24 protein-coding genes are annotated in these 24,064 nt (G+C 42.0%); 20 read left to right on the forward strand and 4 right to left on the reverse strand.

Annotated elements, in window-relative coordinates; genetic code table 11:
* Positions 1-58: 58 nt before the first annotated feature.
* Positions 59-1,375, reverse strand: a complete 1,317-nt coding sequence (locus tag HMPREF2904_RS03960; RefSeq protein ID WP_070660258.1) for an FAD-containing oxidoreductase — start codon at positions 1,373-1,375, stop codon at positions 59-61.
* 180 nt (positions 1,376-1,555) lie between these two features.
* On the opposite strand from HMPREF2904_RS03960, the gene truB reads away from it, so the two are divergent.
* The 13 genes from truB to HMPREF2904_RS04025 all read left to right on the forward strand — a co-directional run bounded on the left by truB (position 1,556) and on the right by HMPREF2904_RS04025 (position 14,176).
* Complete coding sequence (truB, locus tag HMPREF2904_RS03965; RefSeq protein WP_070660434.1) at positions 1,556-2,452, forward strand: tRNA pseudouridine(55) synthase TruB; 897 nt, start codon at positions 1,556-1,558, stop codon at positions 2,450-2,452.
* 4 nt (positions 2,453-2,456) lie between these two features.
* Complete coding sequence (locus HMPREF2904_RS03970; protein WP_070660260.1) at positions 2,457-3,392, forward strand: bifunctional riboflavin kinase/FAD synthetase; 936 nt, start codon at positions 2,457-2,459, stop codon at positions 3,390-3,392.
* Between the two features lie 309 nt (positions 3,393-3,701).
* A complete protein-coding gene (locus tag HMPREF2904_RS03975) occupies positions 3,702-4,103 on the forward strand; it encodes a Spx/MgsR family RNA polymerase-binding regulatory protein (protein ID WP_009732658.1) in 402 nt (133 codons plus the stop codon).
* Between the two features lie 12 nt (positions 4,104-4,115).
* A complete protein-coding gene (locus HMPREF2904_RS03980) occupies positions 4,116-4,394 on the forward strand; it encodes a UPF0223 family protein (protein ID WP_003003480.1) in 279 nt (92 codons plus the stop codon).
* Entirely contained in the window at positions 4,384-5,154 is a 771-nt protein-coding gene (locus HMPREF2904_RS03985; RefSeq protein WP_070660263.1) for an inositol monophosphatase family protein, read from the forward strand. Before HMPREF2904_RS03980 ends, HMPREF2904_RS03985 begins: the two co-directional genes overlap by 11 nt.
* On the forward strand, positions 5,155-6,459 hold the full coding sequence (locus tag HMPREF2904_RS03990) for an RsmF rRNA methyltransferase first C-terminal domain-containing protein (RefSeq protein ID WP_070660264.1): 1,305 nt from the start codon (positions 5,155-5,157) through the stop codon (positions 6,457-6,459).
* Between the two features lie 107 nt (positions 6,460-6,566).
* On the forward strand, positions 6,567-7,445 hold the full coding sequence (locus tag HMPREF2904_RS03995) for a phosphate ABC transporter substrate-binding protein PstS family protein (protein WP_070660267.1): 879 nt from the start codon (positions 6,567-6,569) through the stop codon (positions 7,443-7,445).
* A 3-nt stretch (positions 7,446-7,448) separates the two neighbouring features.
* The gene (gene pstC / locus HMPREF2904_RS04000) at positions 7,449-8,360 is read left to right on the forward strand and encodes a phosphate ABC transporter permease subunit PstC (RefSeq protein ID WP_014713132.1); all 912 of its coding nucleotides are present in this window, start codon (positions 7,449-7,451) and stop codon (positions 8,358-8,360) included.
* The gene (pstA, locus tag HMPREF2904_RS04005) at positions 8,350-9,234 is read left to right on the forward strand and encodes a phosphate ABC transporter permease PstA (protein WP_070660270.1); all 885 of its coding nucleotides are present in this window, start codon (positions 8,350-8,352) and stop codon (positions 9,232-9,234) included. The genes pstC and pstA overlap by 11 nt, the downstream gene beginning before the upstream one ends.
* 10 nt (positions 9,235-9,244) lie before the next feature.
* Positions 9,245-10,048: a phosphate ABC transporter ATP-binding protein PstB gene (gene pstB / locus HMPREF2904_RS04010; protein WP_049496102.1), complete on the forward strand. Its 804-nt coding sequence runs from the start codon at positions 9,245-9,247 to the stop codon at positions 10,046-10,048.
* A gap of 29 nt (positions 10,049-10,077) precedes the next feature.
* A complete protein-coding gene (pstB, locus tag HMPREF2904_RS04015) occupies positions 10,078-10,836 on the forward strand; it encodes a phosphate ABC transporter ATP-binding protein PstB (RefSeq protein ID WP_070660273.1) in 759 nt (252 codons plus the stop codon).
* A 12-nt stretch (positions 10,837-10,848) separates the two neighbouring features.
* A complete protein-coding gene (gene phoU, locus HMPREF2904_RS04020; protein ID WP_003006603.1) occupies positions 10,849-11,502 on the forward strand; it encodes a phosphate signaling complex protein PhoU in 654 nt (217 codons plus the stop codon).
* Positions 11,503-11,632: 130 nt separating this feature from the next.
* The gene (locus HMPREF2904_RS04025; RefSeq protein WP_070660276.1) at positions 11,633-14,176 is read left to right on the forward strand and encodes a M1 family metallopeptidase; all 2,544 of its coding nucleotides are present in this window, start codon (positions 11,633-11,635) and stop codon (positions 14,174-14,176) included.
* Positions 14,177-14,708: 532 nt separating this feature from the next.
* Here the strand turns inward: HMPREF2904_RS04025 and HMPREF2904_RS04030 are convergent.
* Positions 14,709-15,986, reverse strand: coding sequence for a sensor histidine kinase (locus HMPREF2904_RS04030; protein ID WP_070660280.1), 1,278 nt, complete (start codon positions 15,984-15,986; stop codon positions 14,709-14,711).
* Positions 15,986-16,696, reverse strand: coding sequence for a LytR/AlgR family response regulator transcription factor (locus tag HMPREF2904_RS04035; protein ID WP_070660283.1), 711 nt, complete (start codon positions 16,694-16,696; stop codon positions 15,986-15,988). Before HMPREF2904_RS04035 ends, HMPREF2904_RS04030 begins: the two co-directional genes overlap by 1 nt.
* A 106-nt stretch (positions 16,697-16,802) precedes the next feature.
* On the opposite strand from HMPREF2904_RS04035, the gene HMPREF2904_RS04040 reads away from it, so the two are divergent.
* Together HMPREF2904_RS04040 and HMPREF2904_RS04045 are read left to right on the forward strand one after the other, a co-directional pair.
* Positions 16,803-17,759 (forward strand): ABC transporter ATP-binding protein, encoded by a 957-nt coding sequence (locus HMPREF2904_RS04040; RefSeq protein WP_070660286.1) that lies wholly within the window; start codon positions 16,803-16,805, stop codon positions 17,757-17,759.
* A gap of 1 nt (position 17,760) precedes the next feature.
* Entirely contained in the window at positions 17,761-18,483 is a 723-nt protein-coding gene (locus HMPREF2904_RS04045; RefSeq protein WP_070660289.1) for an ABC transporter permease, read from the forward strand.
* 153 nt (positions 18,484-18,636) lie between these two features.
* On the opposite strand, the gene HMPREF2904_RS04050 is transcribed toward HMPREF2904_RS04045, so the two are convergent.
* Positions 18,637-19,170, reverse strand: a complete 534-nt coding sequence (locus HMPREF2904_RS04050; protein ID WP_070660292.1) for a biotin transporter BioY — start codon at positions 19,168-19,170, stop codon at positions 18,637-18,639.
* 206 nt (positions 19,171-19,376) lie between these two features.
* Between HMPREF2904_RS04050 and HMPREF2904_RS04055 the strand changes: the two genes are divergently transcribed.
* From HMPREF2904_RS04055 to HMPREF2904_RS04075, 5 genes are all read left to right on the forward strand, one after another.
* Complete coding sequence (locus HMPREF2904_RS04055) at positions 19,377-19,970, forward strand: hypothetical protein (protein WP_070660295.1); 594 nt, start codon at positions 19,377-19,379, stop codon at positions 19,968-19,970.
* Positions 19,971-20,105: 135 nt separating this feature from the next.
* Positions 20,106-20,786, forward strand: a complete 681-nt coding sequence (locus HMPREF2904_RS04060) for a response regulator transcription factor (protein WP_037607818.1) — start codon at positions 20,106-20,108, stop codon at positions 20,784-20,786.
* Positions 20,770-22,140, forward strand: a complete 1,371-nt coding sequence (locus HMPREF2904_RS04065; protein ID WP_013903377.1) for a sensor histidine kinase — start codon at positions 20,770-20,772, stop codon at positions 22,138-22,140. Before HMPREF2904_RS04060 ends, HMPREF2904_RS04065 begins: the two co-directional genes overlap by 17 nt.
* A 15-nt stretch (positions 22,141-22,155) precedes the next feature.
* Positions 22,156-22,536 (forward strand): lactoylglutathione lyase, encoded by a 381-nt coding sequence (locus HMPREF2904_RS04070; RefSeq protein ID WP_049488213.1) that lies wholly within the window; start codon positions 22,156-22,158, stop codon positions 22,534-22,536.
* Between the two features lie 110 nt (positions 22,537-22,646).
* Positions 22,647-24,029 carry a polysaccharide deacetylase family protein gene (locus tag HMPREF2904_RS04075; protein ID WP_061604525.1) on the forward strand — a complete coding sequence of 461 codons (1,383 nt, stop codon included), beginning with the start codon at positions 22,647-22,649 and terminating at the stop codon, positions 24,027-24,029.
* Positions 24,030-24,064: the final 35 nt, after the last annotated feature.

Below are 24,064 nucleotides of genomic sequence, written 5' to 3' on the forward strand. Positions count from 1 at the left end.
ACAATCCAAAAATAATTGAGAGGCTAGGACTTGTGTCCCAGCCTCTTTTTTATGTTAGTTAAATCGCAAAGAGATCGTTTAGGTTTTCTGCCATGGTTGGGTGGGTAAAGATTTGTTTTGCGATGTAAGTATAAGGGATCTTGTTGTCCATGGCCATGGTGATCAGGTTGATGATTTCGCCTGCAGCTTCTCCAAAGAGCGTCACCCCAAGAATTTCTTTAGTTTCTGGGTTGACCACGGCTTTGAAGGCCCCTCGAAGGTCTGCATTGACGTGTCCGCGTGGCATAGCAGCAACTGGCAATTCTTTAACAGCAACTGGAAGTCCTTTGTCACGTGCTTCTTGCTCGGTCAAGCCGACTTGGGCCAGTGGAGGAGCAATAAAGAGTGTTGTCGCATAATTGTGACGAGTTTCGAGATTGTAGCTACCATCGCCTGTAAGGTAGTTGAAGACAATGCGGAAGTCATCGAGTGACATGTAGGTGAATTGAGGACCACCATTAACATCCCCAACTGCAAAGACACCAGGGACGCTGGTTTCTAAATGACGGTTAACTTGGATTGCTCCACGATCAGTGACTTGAATGTCTGTATTTTCAAGACCAAGTCCAGCTGTGTTTGGCTTCCGTCCTGTTGCGTAGAGAAGGATATCAAACTCGAAGTCTCCCTTATCCGTTACAACCGTTAAGCTGTTTTGGCCATCTTTGATTTCTTGGGTATGAACGCCTTGCAAGAATTGAATACCGTCTTCTTCAAGGTATCTTTTTGCAAGAGCTGCAATGCTTGGCTCGATCCGTGGCAAGAATGCTTCAGAAGCATCCAATACTGTTACTTGGCTGCCCAAGGTATTATAGAGATGAGCAAATTCCAATCCAATTGGTCCACCGCCAAGGACACCCAGGCGTTTAGGTAGGTTTTCCAAACGTTGAATACCGGTTGAATCCACGGCAAATTTACTTTCAGCCAAACCTGGGATCGGAAGGACATTTGGCACAGCACCAGTATTAATAATAATGGTTTCAGCTGTCAATTCTTCCTTTTCATCTCCAGCTTGAATTTCGATGACCTTGTTAGAAACGAAACGAGCCGTCGCATCGATAATATCCACACCAGTTTCAGCAATCGTTGCATAGTTCTTGCCATTGAGACGAGTGGTGACCGCATTTTTTTCGCTCATGGCTTGCTCAAAATCCAAGCCTTTTTCTGCTGCAACAATCAAGGTCTTGGTTGGAATACAAGCGATATTGATACAAGTACCACCGTACATAGACTTGCTCTTTTCAATCAGAGCGACTTTTTTTCCTTGGCTTGATAATTTCGCTGCAAGTGTTTTACCAGCTTTACCAAATCCAATCACAATAACATCATACATTAACATATGTTACACCTTCTTTCGCTTTCTATTGTATCAAACCCATTTTAAATAGTCTGAAATCTGCTACGGGATTTTTTAGGAGCTCATGGGAAGGGGGAAAGAGGGACAAGAAGTCTTGTTTCATGGTATAATAAAGGGTCGGTGGCCCGTATGGTCACACAAGAGTTAGAAAGAGCAAATCAGATGGACGGAATTATCAATGTAAAAAAAGAAGCAGGCATGACCTCCCATGATGTGGTCTTCAAACTGCGGAAGATCCTAGGAACTAAGAAGATCGGCCATGGGGGAACGCTGGATCCAGATGTGGTGGGAGTGCTTCCGATTGCAGTTGGAAAGGCGACCCGGATGGTCGAATTCATGCAAGATGAAGGCAAGGTCTATGAGGGAGAAATCACTCTGGGATTTTCTACCACGACGGAAGATGCCAGCGGTGAAATCGTAGAGCGGACCCCAGTGGAAGCGCCTTTAGATGCAGCAGAGGTCGATCGCATGATTGCCCAGATGGTGGGAGAGATCGAGCAGGTACCACCTATGTATTCAGCGGTCAAGGTCAATGGACGTAAGCTCTATGAATATGCGCGGGCAGGAGAAGATGTGGAACGCCCTGTCCGGCAGGTAACCATTTATGAATTCACGCGCACCAGTGAGATTAGCTATGAAGAAAGTCTAGCCCGTTTTCGTTTCCGGGTTAAATGCAGCAAGGGGACCTATATCCGGACCTTATCTGTGGACCTTGGTCAAAAACTGGGTTACGCAGCCCATATGTCTCATTTGACACGGACCAGTGCTGCCGGTTTGTCACTGGAAGATTCCCTGACCTTAGAAGAAGTGGCTGAAAAAGTGGGACAAGGAGATTTGAGCTTCCTTCACCCACTTGAAATTGGGACTGGAGATCTTGAAAAAGTAGAGCTGACAGTCGAAGAGGTCGGTGAAGTCCAAGTAGGACGCTTTATTCCTGTTGAGAGTGATTCCAAAGAGTTAGCTGCTTTTTACCAAGGAAAATTGGTAGCCATTTTAGAAAAAAGAGAAGAACTTTACAAACCTCGAAAAGTCTTTCTCACAGAAAGTGTGTTACAATAAATTCATGAATATTCGTACGATTACTACTGCTAACCAGATCCATTTGGAGAATGAGACAGTTTTGGTTCTGGGCTACTTTGATGGCCTGCATCTGGGGCATCAAGAACTCTTTAAAAAGGCGCGTCAGATCGCGGATGAAAAAGGCTTGAAGGTCGCTTTGTTAACCTTCCCTGAATCTCCTAAGTTAGCCTTTGTTCGCTACCAACCAGAATTACTGCTTCATTTGCAGAGCCCTGAGGATCGGTTCCAAAAATTAAACGAACTAGGAGTGGATGAGCTCTTCCTCATTGATTTTACGACCGATTTTGCTTCTAAAACTGCGAAAGAATTTGTCGATCAATTTGTCACAGCCTTGAGAGCCCGAGTTTTAATTGCTGGATTTGATTATAGTTTTGGCTCTGATAAGAAAACGGCCTCTGACTTAGCTGCTTATTTTGATGGTCAAGTGGAAGTCATTTCTCCTGTATTGGATCAGGGGGAAAAGATTAGTTCAACCCGCATTCGTCAAGCTATCCTAGAAGGACGAGTCCAAGAAGCTGCCCATCTACTTGGTCACCCTTTATCCAGTCGGGGAATCGTCGTGCACGGAGATGCACGTGGCCGTACCATTGGCTATCCTACCGCTAATCTAGCACCGATTGATCGGACCTATCTCCCATCAGATGGCGTTTATGTAGTCAATGTCGATTTTAAAGGGCAGACCTACCGTGGGATGGCTTCTGTCGGGAAAAATGTCACCTTTGATGGGAAAGAGCTTCGTTTCGAAGTCAATCTCTTTGATTTTACAGGAGATATCTACGGTCATACCCTGACCATTCATTGGTTAGATAAGATTCGAGAAATGGTCAAATTCGATGGGATCGATCAACTAGTGGCTCAACTAGAAGAAGATGAAGCAGTTTCACGAAACTGGACCAAGAGGCTGGGACAAAAGTCCTAGCCTCTCAATTATCTTTGAATTGTCGAGCAAAACGCAGTGGTTGAGTGGGCTCTACTACGCTGATTTCATCAGTTTTTACAGCCCTACTCAACTGTTCGGAGGTGGGACGACGAAATCGAATTCTAACGAATTACCGATTTCTGTCCCACTCTCTTTTTTCGGGCCTCTTCTTGGGATAATGAAAGTGGTTTCTTTTTTTCTACTGAAATTCAGAAAAATCGACTAGAAATCAAAAAAGCGCTTTTCAAGCACCTAATTTTTTTGTATAATAGAGTTAGATAGTTATATATAAAAAAAGAAGTGAACCACATGATTACATTATTTTTATCACCGAGTTGTACATCATGTCGAAAAGCTCGGGCTTGGTTAAAAAAGCACGATGTTCCATTTAAAGAACACAATATAATGACAAGTCCTTTGAGCAAACAGGAGTTGACAAGTATATTGGCCTTGACCGAAAACGGAACAGACGACATTATTTCAACTCGTTCAAAAATTTTTCAAAAATTGGATGTTGATGTTGAAGATTTATCGATCTCAGCCTTGATTCATCTGATTGAGGAAAATCCAAGTCTCTTACGGAGACCGATTATTTTAGATAACAAGCGCATGCAAATCGGCTTTAACGAAGACGAAATTCGTGCCTTCTTGCCACGGAGTTATCGAAAACAAGAGTTACGCTCTGCCACTCTAAGAGCAGAAATAAACTAAGAAGTATGTCGAATGCAAAAAAATTATAGTTACCCACTGGACTTATCGTGGAGCACTGAAGAGCTTGCTTCAGTGCTTTCTTTTTTCAATAAAGTTGAAGAAGCCTATGAAAGTAAGGTAGAGGCCAAAGAATACATGGAAGCCTACCGCGCTTTTAAGAAGGTCGTACCTAGTATCGGAGAAGAAAAGCGTCTCGGACGAGAGTTTGAAGAAGTGAGCGGTTATTCTCTCTATCGCGCGACCCAGGCTGCAAAGCAAAAAGAGGAAGGATGGTTTTCTCTTGAAGAATAAATTAGAGTTTGCTAAACAAATCGTTTTAGAGGCTGGAGACTACTTGCGTCTTCATCTCCATGATGACTTGATGATCTCAAAAAAGACTGGGCCGACAGATTTAGTAACCCAGATGGACCAACAGGTTCAAAATGATTTGGTTGAAAAAATTACAAATCGCTACCCAGAAGATCGGATTTTTGCGGAGGAAGATGGCCTTCGATCCCCGATTTCAGAAGGATCCGTTTGGGTGATTGATCCTATTGATGGGACCAATAATTTTGTGACCCAAAAGGAAGATTTTGCGGTGATGGTGGCCTATTTTGAAGACGGAATTGGTCAGTTTGGCCTGATCTACGATGTGATGCGGGATCACCTTTTTTACGGGGGTGGAGAATTCCCTGTTTATCGCAATGAGGTTGAACTGACGCCCTTTGTGGACCAACCTCTGGAAAACCTTTTGATTGCTTCAAATGTCGGCATGCTTGAGAAAAATGACTGGGGCATGGCCGATCTTGGTATGGACTCTCTTGGCATTCGGGTCTACGGAAGTGCCGGTATTAGTTTTTCAAAAATTCTCTCAGGTGGGATTCTAGCTTATTTTAGCTATATCTGGCCTTGGGATTATGCCGCAGCTGCGATCATGGGGGAACAGTTGGGCTATACCGTTTTAAATCTAAATGGAGATAAACCTAATTACCAGTCAGTGGAACCCATTATGATGGTTCCAAAAGTGAAGTTAACAGAAATTCAAACCTATCTTAAGAAAGGGAGAAGTTAAATGAATTTTCCCAATGGTTTTAAAGAAAAATACCAGCATCTTCTAGGTGAGGATGCTGCTGCTTTTTTTGCGACCTTTGAGCAAGAAGCAGTATCGGCCTTTCGGACAAATCCCTTGAAAGAAGCTCAAAAAGCATTTGATGATCCGATTCCCAATACCCCTTGGGGCCATTATGGAAAGGTCTCAGGAAAATCCATTGAGCACGCAACGGGCCTGGTCTATTCGCAAGAGCCAGCAGCTCAGATAGTGGCCCAAGTCGCTCAGCCGAAGCCAGGGATGAAGGTCTTAGACTTAGCGGCAGCTCCTGGAGGTAAGACCACCCAACTCTTGTCTTATTTGGATAATCAGGGACTCTTGGTCTCCAATGAAATCCACAAGGGACGCTCGAAAATTCTTGTAGAGAATGTTGAACGATTTGGTGCCCGAAATGTGCTAGTAACCAATGAGTCTGCCGATCGTCTAGCAAAGGTTTTCTCAGGCTTTTTTGATCTGATTGTACTAGACGCCCCTTGTTCAGGTGAGGGGATGTTCCGCAAGCAACCAGATGCCATGGACTATTGGTCTGTCGATTACCCTCGAGAGTGTAGTCTTCTTCAAAGAGAGATTCTAGAGGATGCCCTCAAGATGTTGGTTCCAGGTGGTTCCTTGGTGTATTCAACCTGTACCTGGGCTCCTGAGGAAAATGAAGAGATCGTATCCTGGCTTTTGGAAAACTATGATCTGGAGCTGGAAACGATCGAGAAGATCAATGGTATGGCAGAAGGCATCGACTTTCCAGAAACGGCGCGCATGTATCCACATCTCTTTAAAGGGGAGGGACAATTTGTTGCTAAGTTCCGTTATCTAGGAGAGAATCGACCTGCCAAAATCCCTTCCAAAAAGGACCAATTATCTGCGGAGCAAAAGAAATGGTGGCAGGAGTTTGCTAAGAAACACTTGAAGATCACTCTAGAAGGTGTTCTCGAAACCTTTGGAGATGAACTCTACTTGGTTCCACTTGGTTTACCAGATTTGCGCAAAGTAAAAATTGCCCGAAATGGTTTGCACCTAGGGACCTTCAAGAAAAATCGATTTGAACCTAGTTTTGCCCTTGGTCTAGCATTGAGACCGAGTGAAGTCAAAGAGACCGTTTCGATCACGCCTGAGGACTTTGTTCATTATGTGGCGGGAGAGACGGTTCAATTGAGGGAAACGCATCCAAATGGATGGTACCAGGTCCTGGTTGAAGGCAATGGTTTGGGCTTTGCCAAAGTGACCGGACAGACCCTGAAAAATTTCTATCCAAAGGGGCTTCGTTTTAGGTAAAATGCTGGGCAAAGAACCCGTTCTATGATATAGTGGAAGTACAGGTTTTTTTGAAAAAAACTTGTCAAAATCATAAGTGAAATAGTGAAATATCAAGGAGACATGATTTGAAAAAGTCTAAAAAGCTGATCCTAGGACTAGCGACGATCGCATTAGCAGGAAGTTTATCTGCTTGTGCTTCTTGGATCGATCGCGGAGAATCCATCACTGCTGTCGGATCGACTGCCTTACAACCCTTGGTTGAAGGAGTAGTAGATCGCTACATTGAAGAACATCCTGGTAAGATTGTAAATGTACAAGGAGGAGGTTCTGGTACAGGACTTTCACAAGTTCAATCAGGCGCTGTAGATATCGGAAATAGTGACTTGTTTGCGGAGGAAAAATCTGGGATCGATGCCTCTAGTCTGGTCGACCATCAGGTAGCCGTAGCAGGGACAGCCATCATTGCCAATAAAAATATCTCAATCGACAATTTGACAACAGAGCAATTGCGAAAGATCTTTACGGGTGAATATACCAACTGGAAGCAATTGGGAGGTCCAGATCTTGAAATCACGATTGTGAACCGAGCGGTTGGTTCTGGTAGCCGTGCTGTCTTTGATGCCATCATCATGGATGGCAAACAACCCAAGCAGGCCCAAGAGCAAGACTCTAATGGAATGGTGAAAAACATCGTTTCTCAAACGCCAGGAGCCATCTCTTATCTGGCCTTTACCTACTTGGATAGCAGTGTCAAAACCATGAAGCTTAACGGTTATGAACCAACCAAAGCCAATGTTGTCAACAATAACTGGCCAATCTGGTCTTATGAACACATGTATACCAAAGGAAAACCCAATGAGTTGTCTAAAAAATTCATTGACTACATGATGACCGATGAGATCCAGCAAAAGGTTGTTGGTAAGATGGGTTATATCCCAATCAATGATATGAAAGTCACCCGTGATTTAAAAGGGAATGTGACAAAAAATAAAAGAATTAGGTAAAAAATGAACGAAGTAGCAAAAAAAATGCTGACGAAATCAAAAAACTCCCGCCTAGAAAAATTTGGGAAAACCATTACTTTTTTATGTATGAGTTTGATTGTTGTCGTCGTTGCCATGATTTTGATTTTCGTGGCCCAAAAAGGTTTATCGACTTTCTTTGTCAATAAAGTCAATATCTTTAGTTTTCTATTTGGGAGCTCTTGGAATCCTGCTGCAAAGGAATTCGGAGCCCTACCAATGATTCTAGGTTCCTTTATTGTAACCTTGCTTTCTGCCCTCTTGGCAACGCCGTTTGCCATTGGTGCAGCTGTTTTCATGACAGAAGTCTCTCCTAAAGGAGCTCGTTTCTTGCAACCAGCGATTGAGCTCTTAGTGGGAATTCCTTCAGTTGTTTACGGATTTATTGGCCTTCAAGTGGTCGTCCCATTTACGCGTAGTCTCTTTGGTGGGACTGGTTTTGGGATTCTCTCAGGGGTCTTTGTCCTCTTTGTTATGATCCTGCCAACTGTCACCTTTATGACGACCGATAGCCTCCGAGCTGTTCCCCGTCATTACCGGGAAGCTAGTATGGCCATGGGTGCGACACGCTGGCAAACGATTTGGCATGTCACGCTCAAGGCAGCCCGCTCAGGAATCTTTACAGCGGTTGTCTTTGGAATGGCGCGTGCCTTCGGGGAAGCCTTGGCGATCCAGATGGTGGTCGGAAACTCGGCAGTGGTACCAACCTCGCTCACAACACCAGCTTCCACCCTCACCTCTATTTTGACCATGGGAATCGGAAATACCGTCATGGGTACGGTCAATAACAATGTTCTTTGGTCACTCGCCTTGGTATTGCTCCTCATGAGTCTTGCCTTTAACAGTGTGATTAAACTGATTACGAAAGAAAGAGGTAAGAAGAACTATGCACGCTAAACGAATGGATAAAATTGCAACAGGAGTGCTGTATGCTATTTCAGGGATCATCGTTGCGATTCTTGCCTCATTGATCCTTTATATCTTGGTCCGTGGCTTGCCCCATGTATCTTGGCACTTCTTGACTGGGAAATCTTCTTCTTACCAAGCAGGAGGAGGGATCGGAATTCAATTGTATAATTCCTTCTTCCTCTTGGTCATTACCTTGGTGATTTCCTTCCCACTTTCTCTTGGAGCTGGGATTTACCTCTCTGAGTACGCTAAAAAAGGTCGTTTGACCAATTTGGTTCGTACCTGTATTGAGATCTTGTCTTCTTTGCCATCTGTCGTTGTAGGTCTCTTTGGTTACCTGGTCTTCGTTGTCCAGTTCAAATATGGATTTTCGATCATTTCAGGGGCCTTGGCCTTGACCGTCTTTAACCTGCCACAGATGACCCGCAATATCGAAGATAGCTTGCAGCACGTTCACCATACACAGCGCGAAGCAGGTCTAGCACTGGGCTTGTCTCGCTGGGAAACTGTGATCCATGTCGTGGTTCCAGAAGCTCTTCCAAGTATTATCACTGGGGTTGTCTTAGCCTCTGGACGGATCTTTGGGGAAGCTGCAGCCTTGATCTATACAGCAGGTCAGTCGGCTCCAGCCCTTGATTGGTCAAACTGGAATGTCTTTAGTGTGACCAGTCCGATTTCGATCTTCCGTCAGGCTGAAACCTTGGCTGTCCATATCTGGAAGGTCAACAGTGAAGGAACCATTCCAGACTCGATCGAAGTTTCAGCCGGTTCTGCCGCCGTTCTTTTGATCTTTATCTTGATCTTTAACTTTGGAGCGCGCAAACTCGGAAGTTACCTCCATAAAAAACTAACATCTGCTTAAAGGAGAAGAAATGTCAAAATACAATTGGGATGAGAGACACATCATTACTTTTCCTGAAGAAAAGGTGGTCCTATCGACCAAAGATTTGCATGTCTATTATGGAACGAACGAGTCCATTAAAGGCGTCGACATGCAATTTGAAAAGAATAAGATTACAGCCTTGATCGGTCCTTCAGGATCGGGGAAATCAACCTACCTCCGTAGTTTGAACCGGATGAATGATACCATCGATATTGCGCGTGTAACGGGTGAAATTTGGTATGAAGGAATCGATGTCAATCGTCCAGATATCAATGTTTATGAAATGCGCAAGCACATCGGAATGGTTTTCCAACGACCAAATCCTTTTGCCAAATCGATTTACAAAAATATCACCTTCCCACATGAACGTGCTGGAGTGAAAGACAAGAAGGTTTTGGATGAATTGGTCGAAACTTCTTTGAAACAAGCAGCCCTATGGGATCAGGTCAAGGATGATCTTCATAAATCAGCCCTAACACTTTCAGGTGGCCAACAGCAACGACTCTGTATCGCCCGGGCCATCTCTGTGAAGCCAGATATCTTGCTTATGGACGAGCCAGCCTCAGCGCTTGATCCGATCGCGACAGCGCAATTAGAAGAAACTATGCTGGAGTTGAAGAAGGATTACACGATTGTCATCGTGACCCACAGCATGCAACAAGCAGCGCGTGCTAGTGATTATACCGGTTTCTTCTACCTTGGAAACCTCATCGAGTACGATAAGACTTCGAATATTTTCCAAAATGCGAAATTGCAATCGACCAATGATTATGTATCAGGTCACTTTGGATAAAGTAATATGACAATAAAAAGGAAAATAGAATGACAGAACCAATTTTGCAAGTCAAGGACTTGTCGGTTTATTACAATAAAAAGAAGGCTTTGAATAGTGTCTCCTTGGACTTTGCTCCAAATGAGATCACAGCCTTGATTGGTCCTTCAGGATCAGGGAAATCTACCCTTTTAAAAGCCATTAACCGCATGGGCGACCTCAACCATGAGGTCACCACTACAGGGACCATCCTCTACAATGGACATAATATCTACGGACCACGGACCGATACGGTCGAATTGCGTAAGGAAATCGGAATGGTCTTCCAACAGCCCAATCCTTTCCCAATGTCCATTTATGATAATGTGACCTATGGATTGATGATTAATGGTGTCAAGGACAAGGCTGTCTTGGATGAAGCAGTTGAAACCTCTTTGAAACGCGCGTCCATCTGGGATGAAGTCAAGGATCGCCTGCATGATTCAGCTATCGGGCTTTCCGGTGGTCAGCAGCAGCGGGTCTGTGTGGCGCGGGTTCTTGCGACCAGTCCAAAGATTATTCTTTTGGATGAGCCTACTTCAGCGCTAGACCCGATTTCAGCTGGGAAGATTGAAGAAACCTTGTATGGACTAAAAGACCGCTACACCATGCTCTTGGTGACACGTTCCATGCAACAAGCAAGTCGGATTTCCGATAAAACTGCCTTTTTCTTAGATGGTGATTTGATCGAGTACAATGACACCAATGAAATGTTCTTGAACCCAGCTAAGAAAGAAACAGAAGACTATGTCTCTGGTAAATTTGGATAGGAAGAAAATAAAATGTTACGAGTTCAATTTGAAGAAGATTTAGAGAAGTTGCATAACCAGTTTTATGCAATGGGAAATGAAGTGTTGAGTCAGATCAACCGTACGGTTCGTGCTTTCGTGACCCATGACCGTGAATTGGCCCGTCAGGTCATCGAAGATGATGCGGAGATCAACGAATACGAAGTGAAGCTAGAGCGTAAGTCTTTTGAGATTATCGCCCTTCAACAGCCCGTTTCACAAGACCTTCGTGTCGTGATGACCGTCTTAAAAGCAGTCTCTGACTTGGAGCGGATGGGGGACCACGCAGTATCGATTGCCAAGGCAACGATTCGCATGAAAGGGGAAGTCCGTATCCAATCTGTTGAGGAAGAAATCAGCAAGATGGGCCGTGAAGTCAAAGATTTTGTCGAAGCGACACTAGATGTTTACCTCAAAGGCGATGTGGATTTGGCCTATGAAGTTGCTTCACGAGATGAAGTCATCAACCATTACTTTGATAGCATCCAAGAATTAGCAACAGAAGAAATTCGGAAAAATCCAGAGTCCATCGTGACCGGACGTGATTATTTCCAAGTGATCAACTTCTTGGAACGCATCGGAGATTATGCAAAAAATATCTGTGAATGGGTAGTTTATTTTGAAACAGGTAAAATTATCGAAATGTAAGATCATGGAGTCTTTTCGATCTCAGACAGGCATTGTCATGCTTGTCTTTTCTTTTATCCCAACTTTGTGATAAAATAGTTTTATTAGGGCTTTTGATTGGAAAAGCGTGAAACATTTAAAGGAGGAAATTATGCAAGCAGTTGCACATTTTGTAGAAACATTCGTTCCAGAACATTATGAAGTGTTTTTGGATTTAAGTCGTAAAACCAAGACTTTTAGCGGTCGTGTGGTGATCACAGGTCAAGCCAAGGCGGACAAGATCTCGCTTCACCAAAAGGATTTGACCATTGAAACAGTTGAAGTAGCCGGTCAAGCACGTCCATTTACGGTTGATGATGCCAATGAAGCAGTCTATGTTGAATTGGAAGGCACAGGTCAAGTGACAGTTACCCTGACCTATTCTGGTAAGATCACAGACAATATGACTGGGATTTACCCATCTTACTACAGTATTGATGGTGTGAAGAAGGAAGTCCTTTCAACTCAGTTTGAGAGCCATTTTGCGCGTGAATCCTTTCCAAGTGTGGACGAGCCTGAAGCTAAAGCAACGTTTGATCTTTCTTTGAAATTTGACCAAGAAGATGGCGAAATCGCCCTCTCAAATATGCCTGAAATCGATGTGGAAAACCGCAAAGAAACAGGTATTTGGAAGTTTGACACAACTCCTCGCATGTCTTCTTACCTCTTGGCCTTTGCGGCTGGAGACCTCCAAGGAGTGACAGCTAAGACTAAGAATGGAACCCTTGTCGGAGTCTACTCAACAAAAGCTCACCCATTAGAAAATTTGGACTTCTCATTAGATATTGCCGTTCGTGCTATTGAATTCTACGAAGACTACTATGGCGTTAAGTATCCAATCCCTCAATCCCTTCATATCGCTCTTCCAGACTTCTCTTCAGGAGCGATGGAAAATTGGGGCTTGGTAACCTATCGTGAAGTTTATCTCCTTGTAGATGAAAACTCGACTGCCCAAAGCCGTCAAACAGTAGCCTTGGTGGTGGCTCACGAATTGGCTCACCAATGGTTCGGAAACCTCGTGACCATGAAATGGTGGGATGACCTCTGGTTGAATGAAAGTTTTGCCAATATGATGGAATATGTCAGCTTGGATGCTATCGAACCAAGCTGGAATATCTTCGAAGACTTCCAAACAACCGGTGTGCCTGCTGCCTTGAAACGCGATGCTACAGATGGCGTTCAATCCGTCCATGTGGAAGTCAAACACCCTGATGAGATCAACACCCTCTTTGACCCAGCAATCGTTTACGCCAAGGGTAGCCGTCTCATGCACATGCTTCGCCGTTGGTTAGGCGATGACGCCTTCCGTAAAGGCTTGAAGATCTACTTTGAAAAACACCAATACAGCAATACCATCGGTCGTGACCTTTGGGATGCTCTTGGGCAGGCTTCAGGTCGTGATGTCGCAGCCTTTATGGATTCATGGTTGGAGCAACCAGGATACCCTGTTGTCTCAGCTTCTGTGGAGAACGATACCTTGATCATCCGTCAAGAGCAGTTCTTCATCGGAGAAAGAGAAGAAAAAGGTCGCAAGTGGGTTGTTCCTTTAAATAGCAACTGGACAGGTATTCCAGATACTTTGGAAACTGAAGTCTTAGAAATTCCAAACTACAGTGCCTTGAAAGCAGCTAACAGCGGAGCTCTTCGCTTCAATACAGAAAATACAGCTCATTATATCAGTGACTACCGTGGGGAATTGTTGGAAGACATCCTTGCTGAACTTGCTAGCTTGGATAGCACTTCGAAACTACAAGTGGTTCAAGAACGCCGTCTCTTAGCGGAAAGTGGTCAAATTTCTTATGCAAGCCTCTTGCCAGTGATTGAACACTTGACAGAAGAAAGTTCCTACTTGGTTGTTTCAGCTGTTTCGAGCGTCTTAGCTGGAATCAGTCTCTTTGTGGATGAAGGAACTGAAACAGAAGCGGCCTTCCATGAGTTGTTGAAACGCCTGAACCGTTACAACTTTGAACGCTTGGGTCTAAAAGCGAAGCCTGGTGAAACAGAAGAAGACGAAAAAGTTCGTCAACTAATGATTGCTAATATGATCAAGGCCAATGATGAAGCTGCAAAAGCTCAAGCGAGCGCTATCTTTGAAGCGCATGCAGATGATTTGGAAAAACTTCCAGCGGCCATCCGCTTACAAATCTTGGTCAACCAAATCAAGCACCAGGAAACCAAGGAGCTTAGCCAACAATACCTGGATACTTATGTTAAGACAGTTGATGGAAACTTTAAACGCCAGTTGGCGGCTGCACTTTCTTATACCAAGGATAAGGAAACTTTGGAAGCTCTATTGAAGGAGTGGAAGAACAAGGATGTGGTGAAACCTCAGGACTTGGCTATGAGCTGGTATTACAACTTCTTGCATGATGACTTTACCCAAGGTAGAACCTGGACTTGGGCGCGTGAAAACTGGGATTGGATCAAGAAAGCACTTGGTGGTGATATGAGCTTTGATAAGTTTGTCATCTACCCAGCTAACTGTTTCAAGACCCATGAACGGTTGAATGAATACAAGGCCTTCTTTGAGCCTCAATTGGATGATATGGCGATCAGCCGTAATATCAAGATGGGAATTAAAGAAATTGCAGCTCGTATTGATCTTATCGAGCGGGAGAAAGCAGCAGTAGAAGCCGCTATCCTTGCGACAAAATAGATTGAAAAAAGATGCTACAGAATTCATTCTGTAGCATCTTAGAATGTAGACAACGTCATCTTTGAAACTTTCCTTAGGTGAGCACGGACGTCAGCGACCTTCTAAGAAGTTCCATGACTTAGTTTTGAGCCTAAGGTCTCAAAACTCCCGAGTGCCTGAAACAATTGTGTTTCAGGCACTTTTCTCACGGCGGAAAGTTTCAGTGTATATTTGATTGAGACTTAAAAAATATATTATTTTAATTTTTGGGGCATCATTTAGGTTGGTTAATGATAGTTTAACTACATCCTAATGGAATGGGAAAGAAGTCCTCTCTTTTCAATTTTTCCACCCCCGCATAGATACAACAGTCTGGAAGAGTGTTGGAGGTTGCAGATAAAGGAAATACTGTTTGCGTCACCTCAAAGCAGTGCTATGAGCAATCAACCAATGTGTCAAACTGTTATTTCTATCTAACATCAAAGGCTGGACAGATTTTGCCCAGCCTCTTTTTTATAAATGACCTGAATAAGACCTCAAAGGAGAAGAATCATTAGTTTACTGGACTTGGTAAGAGGATCTCCGTTCGATAATGGCCATTTTCTTTGAATCGTTTGATAGTTCCTTGGTATTCTTGTACTAGGGCATCAACGTTTCGTAAGCCCCAACCATCTCTTTGACGTGTTTTACGAGTCTCTTGTTCCTGTTCATTAAAGGTATTGTTGATTGAAATAAATAGATTTTGTTGAAAATAACGTATATTCAGAGACAATGTTCTCTCCGATTTATCAGTCAATCGAAGGCAGGCTGAAATACTATTATCCAAACAATTTCCTAAAATAACAGCTAGAACATCGGGCTGAATAGATAGTTCTTGTGGGACAAAGCAGTCAATTTCTAATGCAATTTCATCTTCCACATCGTGCAGTTTTTGATTCAGTAAATAATTAACCGTTGGATTTTTGGAGTAAAAGGTTTGTTTTCCTGAAATACTATCGGTTAACGATTGAAGATACTCTCTAGCTTCATCAGGATTTTCTTCTAGAAGTGCCAAGAGGGTTAAATGTTTATTTTTTAAGTCATGCCGAAGACTTTGCAACCGTTGGTATTCTTCTTGAGACTGCTGTGTTTCTCGTAATTGGAACTGAAGCTGTTCTTTATCTAATTTATTTTGATAATAAGCGTGTTGTTGTTGAGAAAGATGTAAGGTAAAATACAGCGAGGAAAACGACAATACAATAAGAGACAAGAGTGAAATGACAGAAAGATAATCTGGTCCAAATACTTGCCCTTGAATAGCAGATACAGTAAAGGCAAAAATAATCGATAAAATCGGCACGATAAATTGATAAAGCCAATTTCTTCTAGATGTTGCCATGGTTAACTTTTGATGTGTTCGAAATAGCTGTCGAAGAACAAGAGTGATCACAGTTGAAAAAAGAAAACTGATAGCAAGGTAACCACTAATCAGTTCTAAATTTTTCGATACTTTTGACAGTGGAAGAAATAGTTGGATAGCTTGATTGAGGACAGCTCCGGCTAATAATGTCAGGCTTGTTTGTAAGAATATCCAAAAAGAAGAATCACGAAAGGAGTAGCCAAAATAGAGTCCTACAAGAGAGGATTCTACAATACTCAGAAAGAGATTGCTAACTAAAAAAACGCGACTTTCTAAAAATAGAAACACAAGAGCCATATGAAAAAGCAAGAAACAACAAAGGGCTAAAAGTGTCTCTTTTGAATGTTTACTTTTGGATATTGGCCTATAAAATAAAACACTTGCCAGAAATAAGTCAAACAAGATACTAATGATCCGAAATCCTATTAGCATTAGAAATTCCTTTCACTGAGGTAGTTATAGTATTTTTCTTTAAAAGAAGACTGGAACTTACGACTAATTGGAAGTGAATGCTCCTCGGTTCCATTTAGCAAAATAGTTACTGTTTTCGCATCAAAATCTTTGATATATTTGGGATTTACAATATAAGAAGCATGAATTTGAATAAAATAATCAGGTAGTTTATCTAAAATGTCTTGAGTTTTCAGTAAGGACTTATAGGTATCTGCTAGTGTGTAAATAAAAACGGAACGCTTATCTTTCTCAAAATAGGTAATGTCACTTAAAGGAATAGAGTAACTTTGTTTTCCAAATGAGAAGTTAAAGATGGTTTGTCCTAAATCTAAATAACGTAAAATTCTGTCTACTACCTTATTTAACCTTTGGGGTTCAATTGGTTTTACTAAGTAATCAAAAGTCTGTACTTCAAATACTTGTTCCATGTAATCACGATAGCTGGTCACAAAAATAATGGGGATAAAAGGATTGAACTGACGAATTTCACGTGCAAGGTCAATTCCAGTAATTTGTGGCATATCAATATCCAAAAAAACACAATGTGTATCTCTTGTTAACTGTTCTAGCATTTTTTGTGGATTTGTATATAGTTTTGTTTCTACAGGAACCTTGTCGTAAGAAAGTAAATACTGTTCTAACTGACTAGCATCTCTAGTTGAGTCATCACAAATAACGACGTTTAACATAAGTCCCCCTTATCAAATTGAGTTGGCTAATTATGACACTAAAATGGTAAATCATGACGTAAACCATGGAGAGTCATATGTTTATTATACAATAATCTTATCAAAAATGAAGGAAGCTGGGAAAATCTTCTCAGTCTTGAGTGATGAGATGAAGACATTTGCGACACTGACTATTAGAGATTTGACAAAATCATTCGATAAGCAACATTTTGCTAATAACCATATTTCCTTAGAAATAAAAGCTGCTAAAATTACAGCCTTTTTAGGACACAATGGTGCTGGTAAGTCCACCCTCTTAAATCAAATGATTGGTTTTACCAAACCTGATAAAGGAGATGTATGCTATGGAGATATTTCTTTTGTACAGAATCGTAAACAAGCTCGCTCAATGATGAGCTATATGTCGCAACAGTATGCACCACTTGAGAAATTGACGGTGGAACAAAACATAGAAATGCTTGGAAGAATGAGAGGATTAAACAGCTTAGATTTACAAAAGGAAATGGATCAGCTCCTAATCGACTTGGAAATTAAGGAGTACCGGGCAAAACAAGGAAAGGATCTCTCAGGCGGTTTAAAGCGTCTAACTTCTTTTGCAATGGCTTTGATCGGATCTCCGACCATTATTCTTCTTGATGAGCCCACGAACGATGTTGATCCAATACGTCGTGAAAAACAGTGGCAATTATTACAGAAGCTAGCCCATAAAGGTCATACCATTATTATTGTGACACATAACTTGTTGGAAGTTGAAAAATATGCAGACAACTATGCCTTATTTAACCATGGGAAGTTAATCAAATCAGGCCCAGTTCAGCAAATAACCTATCAAAAACAGTACCAAATCTCTTTTGAGTTTAGGAATGAAGATAGCTTAGCTCTATTCCAAGATTATACTATTATCAATGGTTCGATTTGCCAGATTGAAATAGAAGAGGAGGAGTTAACAAGACTGCTACCAAAACTAACACAGGAATTGGATAGAAAGAATATTTTTAATCTGTCACTTACTCAGAAAAACGTATCCATTTCAGATCTTTATAGAGAGGAGTTGACAAACTGATATGACTCAATTTTTTTACTTACTTCGTTGGAACTATCTTCGTCAAAAAGATCTATTTCTACTCTTTACGCTAGCTCAGGTTCTGTTATCCATTTCACTTCTTTTTGGTTATCCACTAGTGATCGGTGAGATTGATACGACAGCTGCCTACTATCTCTCTTCTGGTTCAGTTCTGATAGGAATCATTTCTATTGGCTGTACTATCTCATCCCCTGTTATAGCAAATGCGAAGTCAGAAGGACATGTAGACTACGTACGAGCCCTTCCAATACCACGAATTCTGATTTCCTTAGCAGATCTTTGGATGTGGATGATTGCTATTTTGCCTGGAGTGTTCATTTCTGTCATACTGGGCTATTTTCGTTTTTCTGTCCGCCTAAATGTATCTGTTCTGGCTGCTTTCATCCTATTTCTTATCTGTCTTACGATGATCAGTCTTGGATTTGCCATTGCGTATACTTTTTCTCCCAATATTGTCACGCTGATGTCTCAGTTGATTCTCATGATTGGTTTGATGTTTTCACCAATCATGTACCCTGCAAGTCGTCTTCCAGATTGGATAAACCATCTCTATCATGTTCTTCCATTTGTCCCTTCTGTCAACCTCCTACGAGCTTGTGTCTATAGTCATGGTCATGTCTCATTTTTTGACTTCACCATTCTGATCATCTGGATTTTGTTAACACAGTTACTGATCTTGAGAGTTCTTTATAAGGAAAAATAAAGGAAGGAGGATCTATGTTTTTCATCATTAAAACAGTGTTCTCTTTAAAAGGAGTTTAATTGAAAAGATTTACAAATGTTTCCCTACAACAAAAATCAACATCTGCGTTCAGATGTTGATTTTTTTTAATATATCCACTAAGCCCTTTGTATCTTATTTGTAATACCAGTGGTGTTTGAGGCTGGCAAAAATCGCCTTGCTGGTGATCGTGATGATGACCAGTTTGATGAGATCGGCAAGGATAAAGGGAGCAACGACCAAAGCAAATGCTTTTTGGAGATCAGTATGCGTGACCAGCATAAAGCCGATGGCTCCTGATACAAAGAGGAGAGCACTACTGAGGAGATTGGCAAAAAAGATAGTGAAAATGCTGGATTTAGCATTGGTCAATAGAGATGTGATCCATGCTCGGAATGGGAAGAAGAGGAGGAAACCAGCGGTAGGGCCAAGGAAATGCGAAGCGCCACCAGCACCGCCTGCAAATACTGGAAAGCCTAAGAAGCCTAATAGCAGGTAAAGGCAGACTGTGACAAAGGCATGGCTGGGTTTATAGATGGTCCCGATGATCCCGATCATGAGTGTCTGTAGGGTCAAAGGAATAGGCCCAAAGGGAACGGTGAATTGAGACAAGACGCAAATCATTGCGGTACCGATGGCAATTAAGACTAAAGGAAATGTTTTCTTCATAACAGTTAACCTCGTATTTATTTTATGGTAACTATTCTACAATAAGGGGTTCATCCTGTCAATAGCCCACGCTTATTTTAGGATTTTTTAAGTAAAAATTTAGGCAGGCTTAAGAATCTTGAAGTATAATCGCCATACTTAAAGGATCGAGCTCCCTTTAAAATTTAAAAGACAAGTACTTGTAAAAAAAGATAAAAGGTAAAAAGATGAATCAAAAAGAAACAAAACAAGTAGTCGAAACGCAAGAATCAAAAGAAAAAATGGTTGTCCTCAAACGAAGCCCTAAGTGGTGGATTGGAATGGCAGCAGTTGGTGGATTGTTGGTCGGTGCTGGAAGCGGCTTTGGTGTCGGTGTCATCGCCTCTCAATCTTCCAATAACCAACAATTTTCTCAACCAGTCCAAACGGGTCAAAACCAAGGATCTAATCAGCAACAAAATAGTCAAAATGGCCATGCTTCACAAGGAAACCAGCAAAATGGTGGCCCACAGAATGGCGGACCTCAAGGCGGTGGCCCACAGGATGGCGGACCTCAAGGCGGTGGTCCACAAGGTGGCCCGCAAGATGGCGGACCTCAAGGCGGTGGTCCACAAGGTGGCCCGCAAGGAGGTGGTCCTGGTCAGATGCCGCAAGAAGGCAATGGTGGCCCACAAGGGAATGGTCCAGAAAATGGCATGAACCAATCTGGCGGACAAGAAGGGAACCAGGGTTCCTCTAAAAAGTCCAATAAGAAGAATTCAAAAAATAAAAACAAGACGAGTGATAGTCAAAGTAACAAAGAAAACACGACAAACTCATAGAATTAGCCTTCCTAAGGCAGGCTGAATTTGATCATAAAACCAAGTTCTAAACTATAGGAAATGAAGGCAAGTCGTGTTATAATGGTTAAGAATAGATTAGAAAGACTCACTCACGAAAGAGAAGAGGATACGACAATGATTAAAATTCTATTGGTCGAAGATGACCTTGGTTTGTCAAATTCAGTATTTGATTTTTTAGATGATTTTGCGGACGTCATGCAGGTCTTTGACGGAGAAGAAGGTCTTTACGAAGCAGAAAGCGGGATCTATGATTTGATTTTGCTGGACCTCATGCTTCCTGAAAAAGACGGCTTCCATGTCTTGAAAGAATTGCGTGAAAAAGGCGTGACAACCCCTGTTTTGATCATGACAGCTAAAGAAAGTCTGGATGACAAAGGACACGGATTTGAGCTGGGGGCAGACGATTACCTCACCAAACCTTTCTACCTAGAAGAGCTTAAGATGCGGATTCAAGCCCTCTTGAAGCGCTCAGGAAAAGTGAATGAAAACACCCTTAATTATGGCAATTTGAAGGTCAACTTATCTACCAATTCGACTTACGTGGACGGTAAGGAAGTGGAACTTCTTGGGAAGGAATTTGATCTCTTGGTCTATTTCCTTCAAAACCAAAATGTCATCCTTCCAAAAACACAGATTTTCGATCGCCTTTGGGGCTTTGACAGTGATACGACTATCTCTGTTGTTGAGGTCTATGTTTCAAAAATCCGTAAGAAATTAAAAGGTACTGATTTCGTTGAGAGCTTGCAAACATTACGCAGTGTGGGGTATATCTTAAAAGATGCTAACCAGAATTAAGAAAACTGTCGGAGAAGATGATTTTTCCTACTTCATCCGATATTTTGGGCTCTTTACCTTGATATTTTCAGCAATGACCTTGATTATCATTCAGGTTATGCGCTCGAGTCTCTATACAACTGTCGATGAGAACCTCAAGACTTTAAGTAAGGATCCTTATTCGCTAGCGGCTATTGCTTATCGGGACCAGCGACAATCGAAAGATAAGGATAATGATGAAGATCCTGAGGTGATGATCCCAGATCATGATAAATCAGAACCCAAAGGAGATGTCACATCCAATACCACTGTTGTACTGCTCAACAGAAATTATGAAAATCTGACGACAGGCAACGGATTTTTAAACTTTAAATCTGTCACTTTTGGCCGGAAGTTGCTCAACAAAGTTTCCCAGCTCCAAATTACAAATAGCTACGGGAAAAAAGAAAGTTACCGTGCTTATATGACAGATTTGGGATTGACTGATGATGGGGGAAGTGACGTCAAGTATGCGGTTATCATGACCAATATTAGTCAGTTGGAGCAGACGAGTGAAGAGCACGAAAGTCAAATCGCTCTTGTCATGATCTGCTTCTGGGGAATTTCTTTGTTTGCTAGTCTTTTCCTAGCACGTCTCAGCGTTAAACCCCTTCTTGAGAGTATGCAAAAGCAAAAGGCTTTCGTAGAAAATGCCTCCCATGAATTGCGGACACCTTTAGCAGTCCTCCAAAATCGCCTCGAAACGCTTTTTAGAAAACCTGAGGCAACCATCATGGAGTCAAGTGAGAGTATTGCATCCAGCTTGGATGAAGTTCGAAATATGAAGCTCTTGACCACCAACCTTCTTAATATTGCCCGGAGGGATGATGGCTTGAAGCCAGAGATAGAAGAAATTGAGCCAAGCTTTTTTGATCAGACCTTCTCGAATTTTGAGATCATTGCGGAAGAAAATGGCAAATTCTTCCAGGGGGACAATCAGGTGGACAAGGTCATTTGTTCTGATAAAACGCTCCTCAAGCAGTTGATGACCATTCTCTATGACAATGCCTTGAAGTACACCGACGAAGATGGTGAGATTCAGTTTGAAGTCCAGTTGAAGGACAAAAATCTTCTTTTGAGAGCACTGGATAATGGACCTGGTGTTCGAGACGAGGACAAGAAACGGATCTTTGATCGTTTTTACCGGGTGGATAAAGCCAGAACCCGCCAAAAAGGTGGATTTGGTTTGGGGCTATCTTTAGCTAAACAAATTGTAGAGGCTTTTAAGGGAACCATTCAAGTTAAAGATAATAAACCAAAAGGTTCCATCTTTGAAGTAAAATTATCCATCAAGACGGAAAGTCGTAAAAAAATCGTTCATAATTTAAAAAAATAGAAATGAGGAAAACTTATGAGTTCAAAAATGTTGCACACTTGCCTTCGTGTGGAAAACTTAGAAAAATCAATCGCTTTTTACCAAGATGCTTTTGGTTTTGAAGAAAAACGTCGGAAAGATTTTCCAGACTACAAGTTCACGATTGTCTATTTGGCCTTGCCTGGAGATGACTATGAGTTGGAATTGACTTATAATTATGATCATGGTCCATATGTGATTGGAGACGGCTACGCACACGTTGCCTTGAGTACTCCTGATCTAGAAGCTTTAAATGCCGAACACAAGGCTAAAGGCTATGAAGTGACGGAACCAAAAGGTCTTCCAGGAACGCAACCGAATTACTATTTCGTTGTAGATCCAGATGGATATAAAGTAGAAGTCATTCGCGAAAAATAAGAGTGATTAAAAATAGGGGCCACTGCCGGTGACGACAGTCGCCCTCTTTTTTATGAAACCATTTACAAAAAAGGAATGTTTTTTCGATAGAAATTTGCTATAATAAAGTTATGAGATTCAAACACACGAAAACTATATTATTAATCATTACAAATCTCCTTTTACTGAGTCTTTTGTATATCGGCTATCAAAAGATTCAAAGGGTTCGTGAACAAAAAGCCTATCAGGATCAGTTTGCCAAGGTCACCCAACTAGAGAAAAGCTCTGAAAAAGGGAAAGATGTTCAAGTTCAGGAAGGGATTATTGGGACATCTTATGTGACCACTTATTATCCTACTAAGGATGGACAAGCTGTTGAGATTATTAAAGAGAAGATTCAAGAAGATCTTCAGCGTCTAGGATCTGATGAGAAAACCAAAGAGCCTAAGCATTTGACCTTCTACCATAGTGAAGTAGCAGAAGCGCCTTTTGTTGGCTATCACCCTATCCAAATTAAACGGGCTGAATACCAGTACAAGAAAGGAAAATTCATCAAAGATGAGACCGTGAAACTACCTCTCTTCTACGTGGATGATGAGAACAATCCTCTGACCTTGAGTCAGGTCTTTGCGGATCCAGATGGTGCCAAACAGATCTTTTTGGAGGAATTGCGAGGGAATCTAGACTTTCGTCAGTTGGATGAGGAAAGCATTGATCAAATGGTCGCCCACTTTTCAGAGTTGGATTTGAGCCAATGGGAATTCCAATATGAAAAAGGGAATTTTACCATTCCATTTCCAAGCAAGGTTAAGGGAGATGATACCTTCACTGTTCCCTTGTCTAAATTCTATGATGTGATTGATACAGAGCGCTTGCTTCCTGACGATCTAGCTTCTTACCAATCCTATATTGAAGAACGCCACCGTAAGATGATTGCTCTGACTTTTGATGATGGACCAGATCCAACCACGACTCCTCAGGCGCTGGCCATCTTAAAGAAATACAATGCCAAAGCTACCTTCTTTATGGTCGGAAAAAATGTTAGTGCGAATCCTGATATTGCCAAGCAAGTCCGCAAAGAGGGTCATCAAATTGGGAACCATACCTGGGATCACCCTCAATTACCAAAATTGAGCTTGGATAATGCTAAAAAAGAGATCTTGGATACCCAAGAAGCTATTCAAAAAGCGACAGGTGTGCAGACCAAGATTACCCGTCCTCCATATGGAGCCATCAATAACGCCATCCAATACGGAGTAGACCAATCCTTCATCATGTGGGATGTGGATAGCCTAGATTGGAAGACACATAATACGACGGCCATTCTCAATGAAGTGAAAAAAGAAGTCAAACCGGGTTCGATTATCCTCATGCATGATATCCATCAAACCACGATTGACGCTCTACCGACCGTCCTTGACTACCTCAAATCGCAAGGCTATACCTTTGTAACGGTGGATGAGTTGTTGGATTATCAACTTGAAAGTCATCGCATCTATTACAATGGAAATTAATGTAAAAATCCTCTGCAGTTCAATTCACTAGCAGA

Source organism: Streptococcus sp. HMSC072G04, from assembly GCF_001813295.1.
Taxonomy (GTDB): domain Bacteria; phylum Bacillota; class Bacilli; order Lactobacillales; family Streptococcaceae; genus Streptococcus.

Excerpts from the sequence above, each read along its gene's own strand:
- HMPREF2904_RS03960 (WP_070660258.1), bottom strand. The coding sequence starts at position 1,375 with ATGTTAATGTATGATGTTATTGTGATTGGATTTGGTAAAGCTGGTAAA.
- truB (WP_070660434.1), top strand. The coding sequence starts at position 1,556 with ATGGACGGAATTATCAATGTAAAAAAAGAAGCAGGCATGACCTCCCAT.
- HMPREF2904_RS03970 (WP_070660260.1), top strand. The coding sequence starts at position 2,457 with ATGAATATTCGTACGATTACTACTGCTAACCAGATCCATTTGGAGAAT.
- HMPREF2904_RS03975 (WP_009732658.1), top strand. The coding sequence starts at position 3,702 with ATGATTACATTATTTTTATCACCGAGTTGTACATCATGTCGAAAAGCT.
- HMPREF2904_RS03980 (WP_003003480.1), top strand. The coding sequence starts at position 4,116 with ATGCAAAAAAATTATAGTTACCCACTGGACTTATCGTGGAGCACTGAA.
- HMPREF2904_RS03990 (WP_070660264.1), top strand. The coding sequence starts at position 5,155 with ATGAATTTTCCCAATGGTTTTAAAGAAAAATACCAGCATCTTCTAGGT.
- pstC (WP_014713132.1), top strand. The coding sequence starts at position 7,449 with ATGAACGAAGTAGCAAAAAAAATGCTGACGAAATCAAAAAACTCCCGC.
- pstA (WP_070660270.1), top strand. The coding sequence starts at position 8,350 with ATGCACGCTAAACGAATGGATAAAATTGCAACAGGAGTGCTGTATGCT.
- pstB (WP_049496102.1), top strand. The coding sequence starts at position 9,245 with ATGTCAAAATACAATTGGGATGAGAGACACATCATTACTTTTCCTGAA.
- pstB (WP_070660273.1), top strand. The coding sequence starts at position 10,078 with ATGACAGAACCAATTTTGCAAGTCAAGGACTTGTCGGTTTATTACAAT.
- phoU (WP_003006603.1), top strand. The coding sequence starts at position 10,849 with ATGTTACGAGTTCAATTTGAAGAAGATTTAGAGAAGTTGCATAACCAG.
- HMPREF2904_RS04025 (WP_070660276.1), top strand. The coding sequence starts at position 11,633 with ATGCAAGCAGTTGCACATTTTGTAGAAACATTCGTTCCAGAACATTAT.
- HMPREF2904_RS04030 (WP_070660280.1), bottom strand. The coding sequence starts at position 15,986 with ATGCTAATAGGATTTCGGATCATTAGTATCTTGTTTGACTTATTTCTG.
- HMPREF2904_RS04035 (WP_070660283.1), bottom strand. The coding sequence starts at position 16,696 with ATGTTAAACGTCGTTATTTGTGATGACTCAACTAGAGATGCTAGTCAG.
- HMPREF2904_RS04040 (WP_070660286.1), top strand. The coding sequence starts at position 16,803 with ATGAAGGAAGCTGGGAAAATCTTCTCAGTCTTGAGTGATGAGATGAAG.
- HMPREF2904_RS04045 (WP_070660289.1), top strand. The coding sequence starts at position 17,761 with ATGACTCAATTTTTTTACTTACTTCGTTGGAACTATCTTCGTCAAAAA.
- HMPREF2904_RS04050 (WP_070660292.1), bottom strand. The coding sequence starts at position 19,170 with ATGAAGAAAACATTTCCTTTAGTCTTAATTGCCATCGGTACCGCAATG.
- HMPREF2904_RS04055 (WP_070660295.1), top strand. The coding sequence starts at position 19,377 with ATGAATCAAAAAGAAACAAAACAAGTAGTCGAAACGCAAGAATCAAAA.
- HMPREF2904_RS04060 (WP_037607818.1), top strand. The coding sequence starts at position 20,106 with ATGATTAAAATTCTATTGGTCGAAGATGACCTTGGTTTGTCAAATTCA.
- HMPREF2904_RS04065 (WP_013903377.1), top strand. The coding sequence starts at position 20,770 with ATGCTAACCAGAATTAAGAAAACTGTCGGAGAAGATGATTTTTCCTAC.
- HMPREF2904_RS04070 (WP_049488213.1), top strand. The coding sequence starts at position 22,156 with ATGAGTTCAAAAATGTTGCACACTTGCCTTCGTGTGGAAAACTTAGAA.
- HMPREF2904_RS04075 (WP_061604525.1), top strand. The coding sequence starts at position 22,647 with ATGAGATTCAAACACACGAAAACTATATTATTAATCATTACAAATCTC.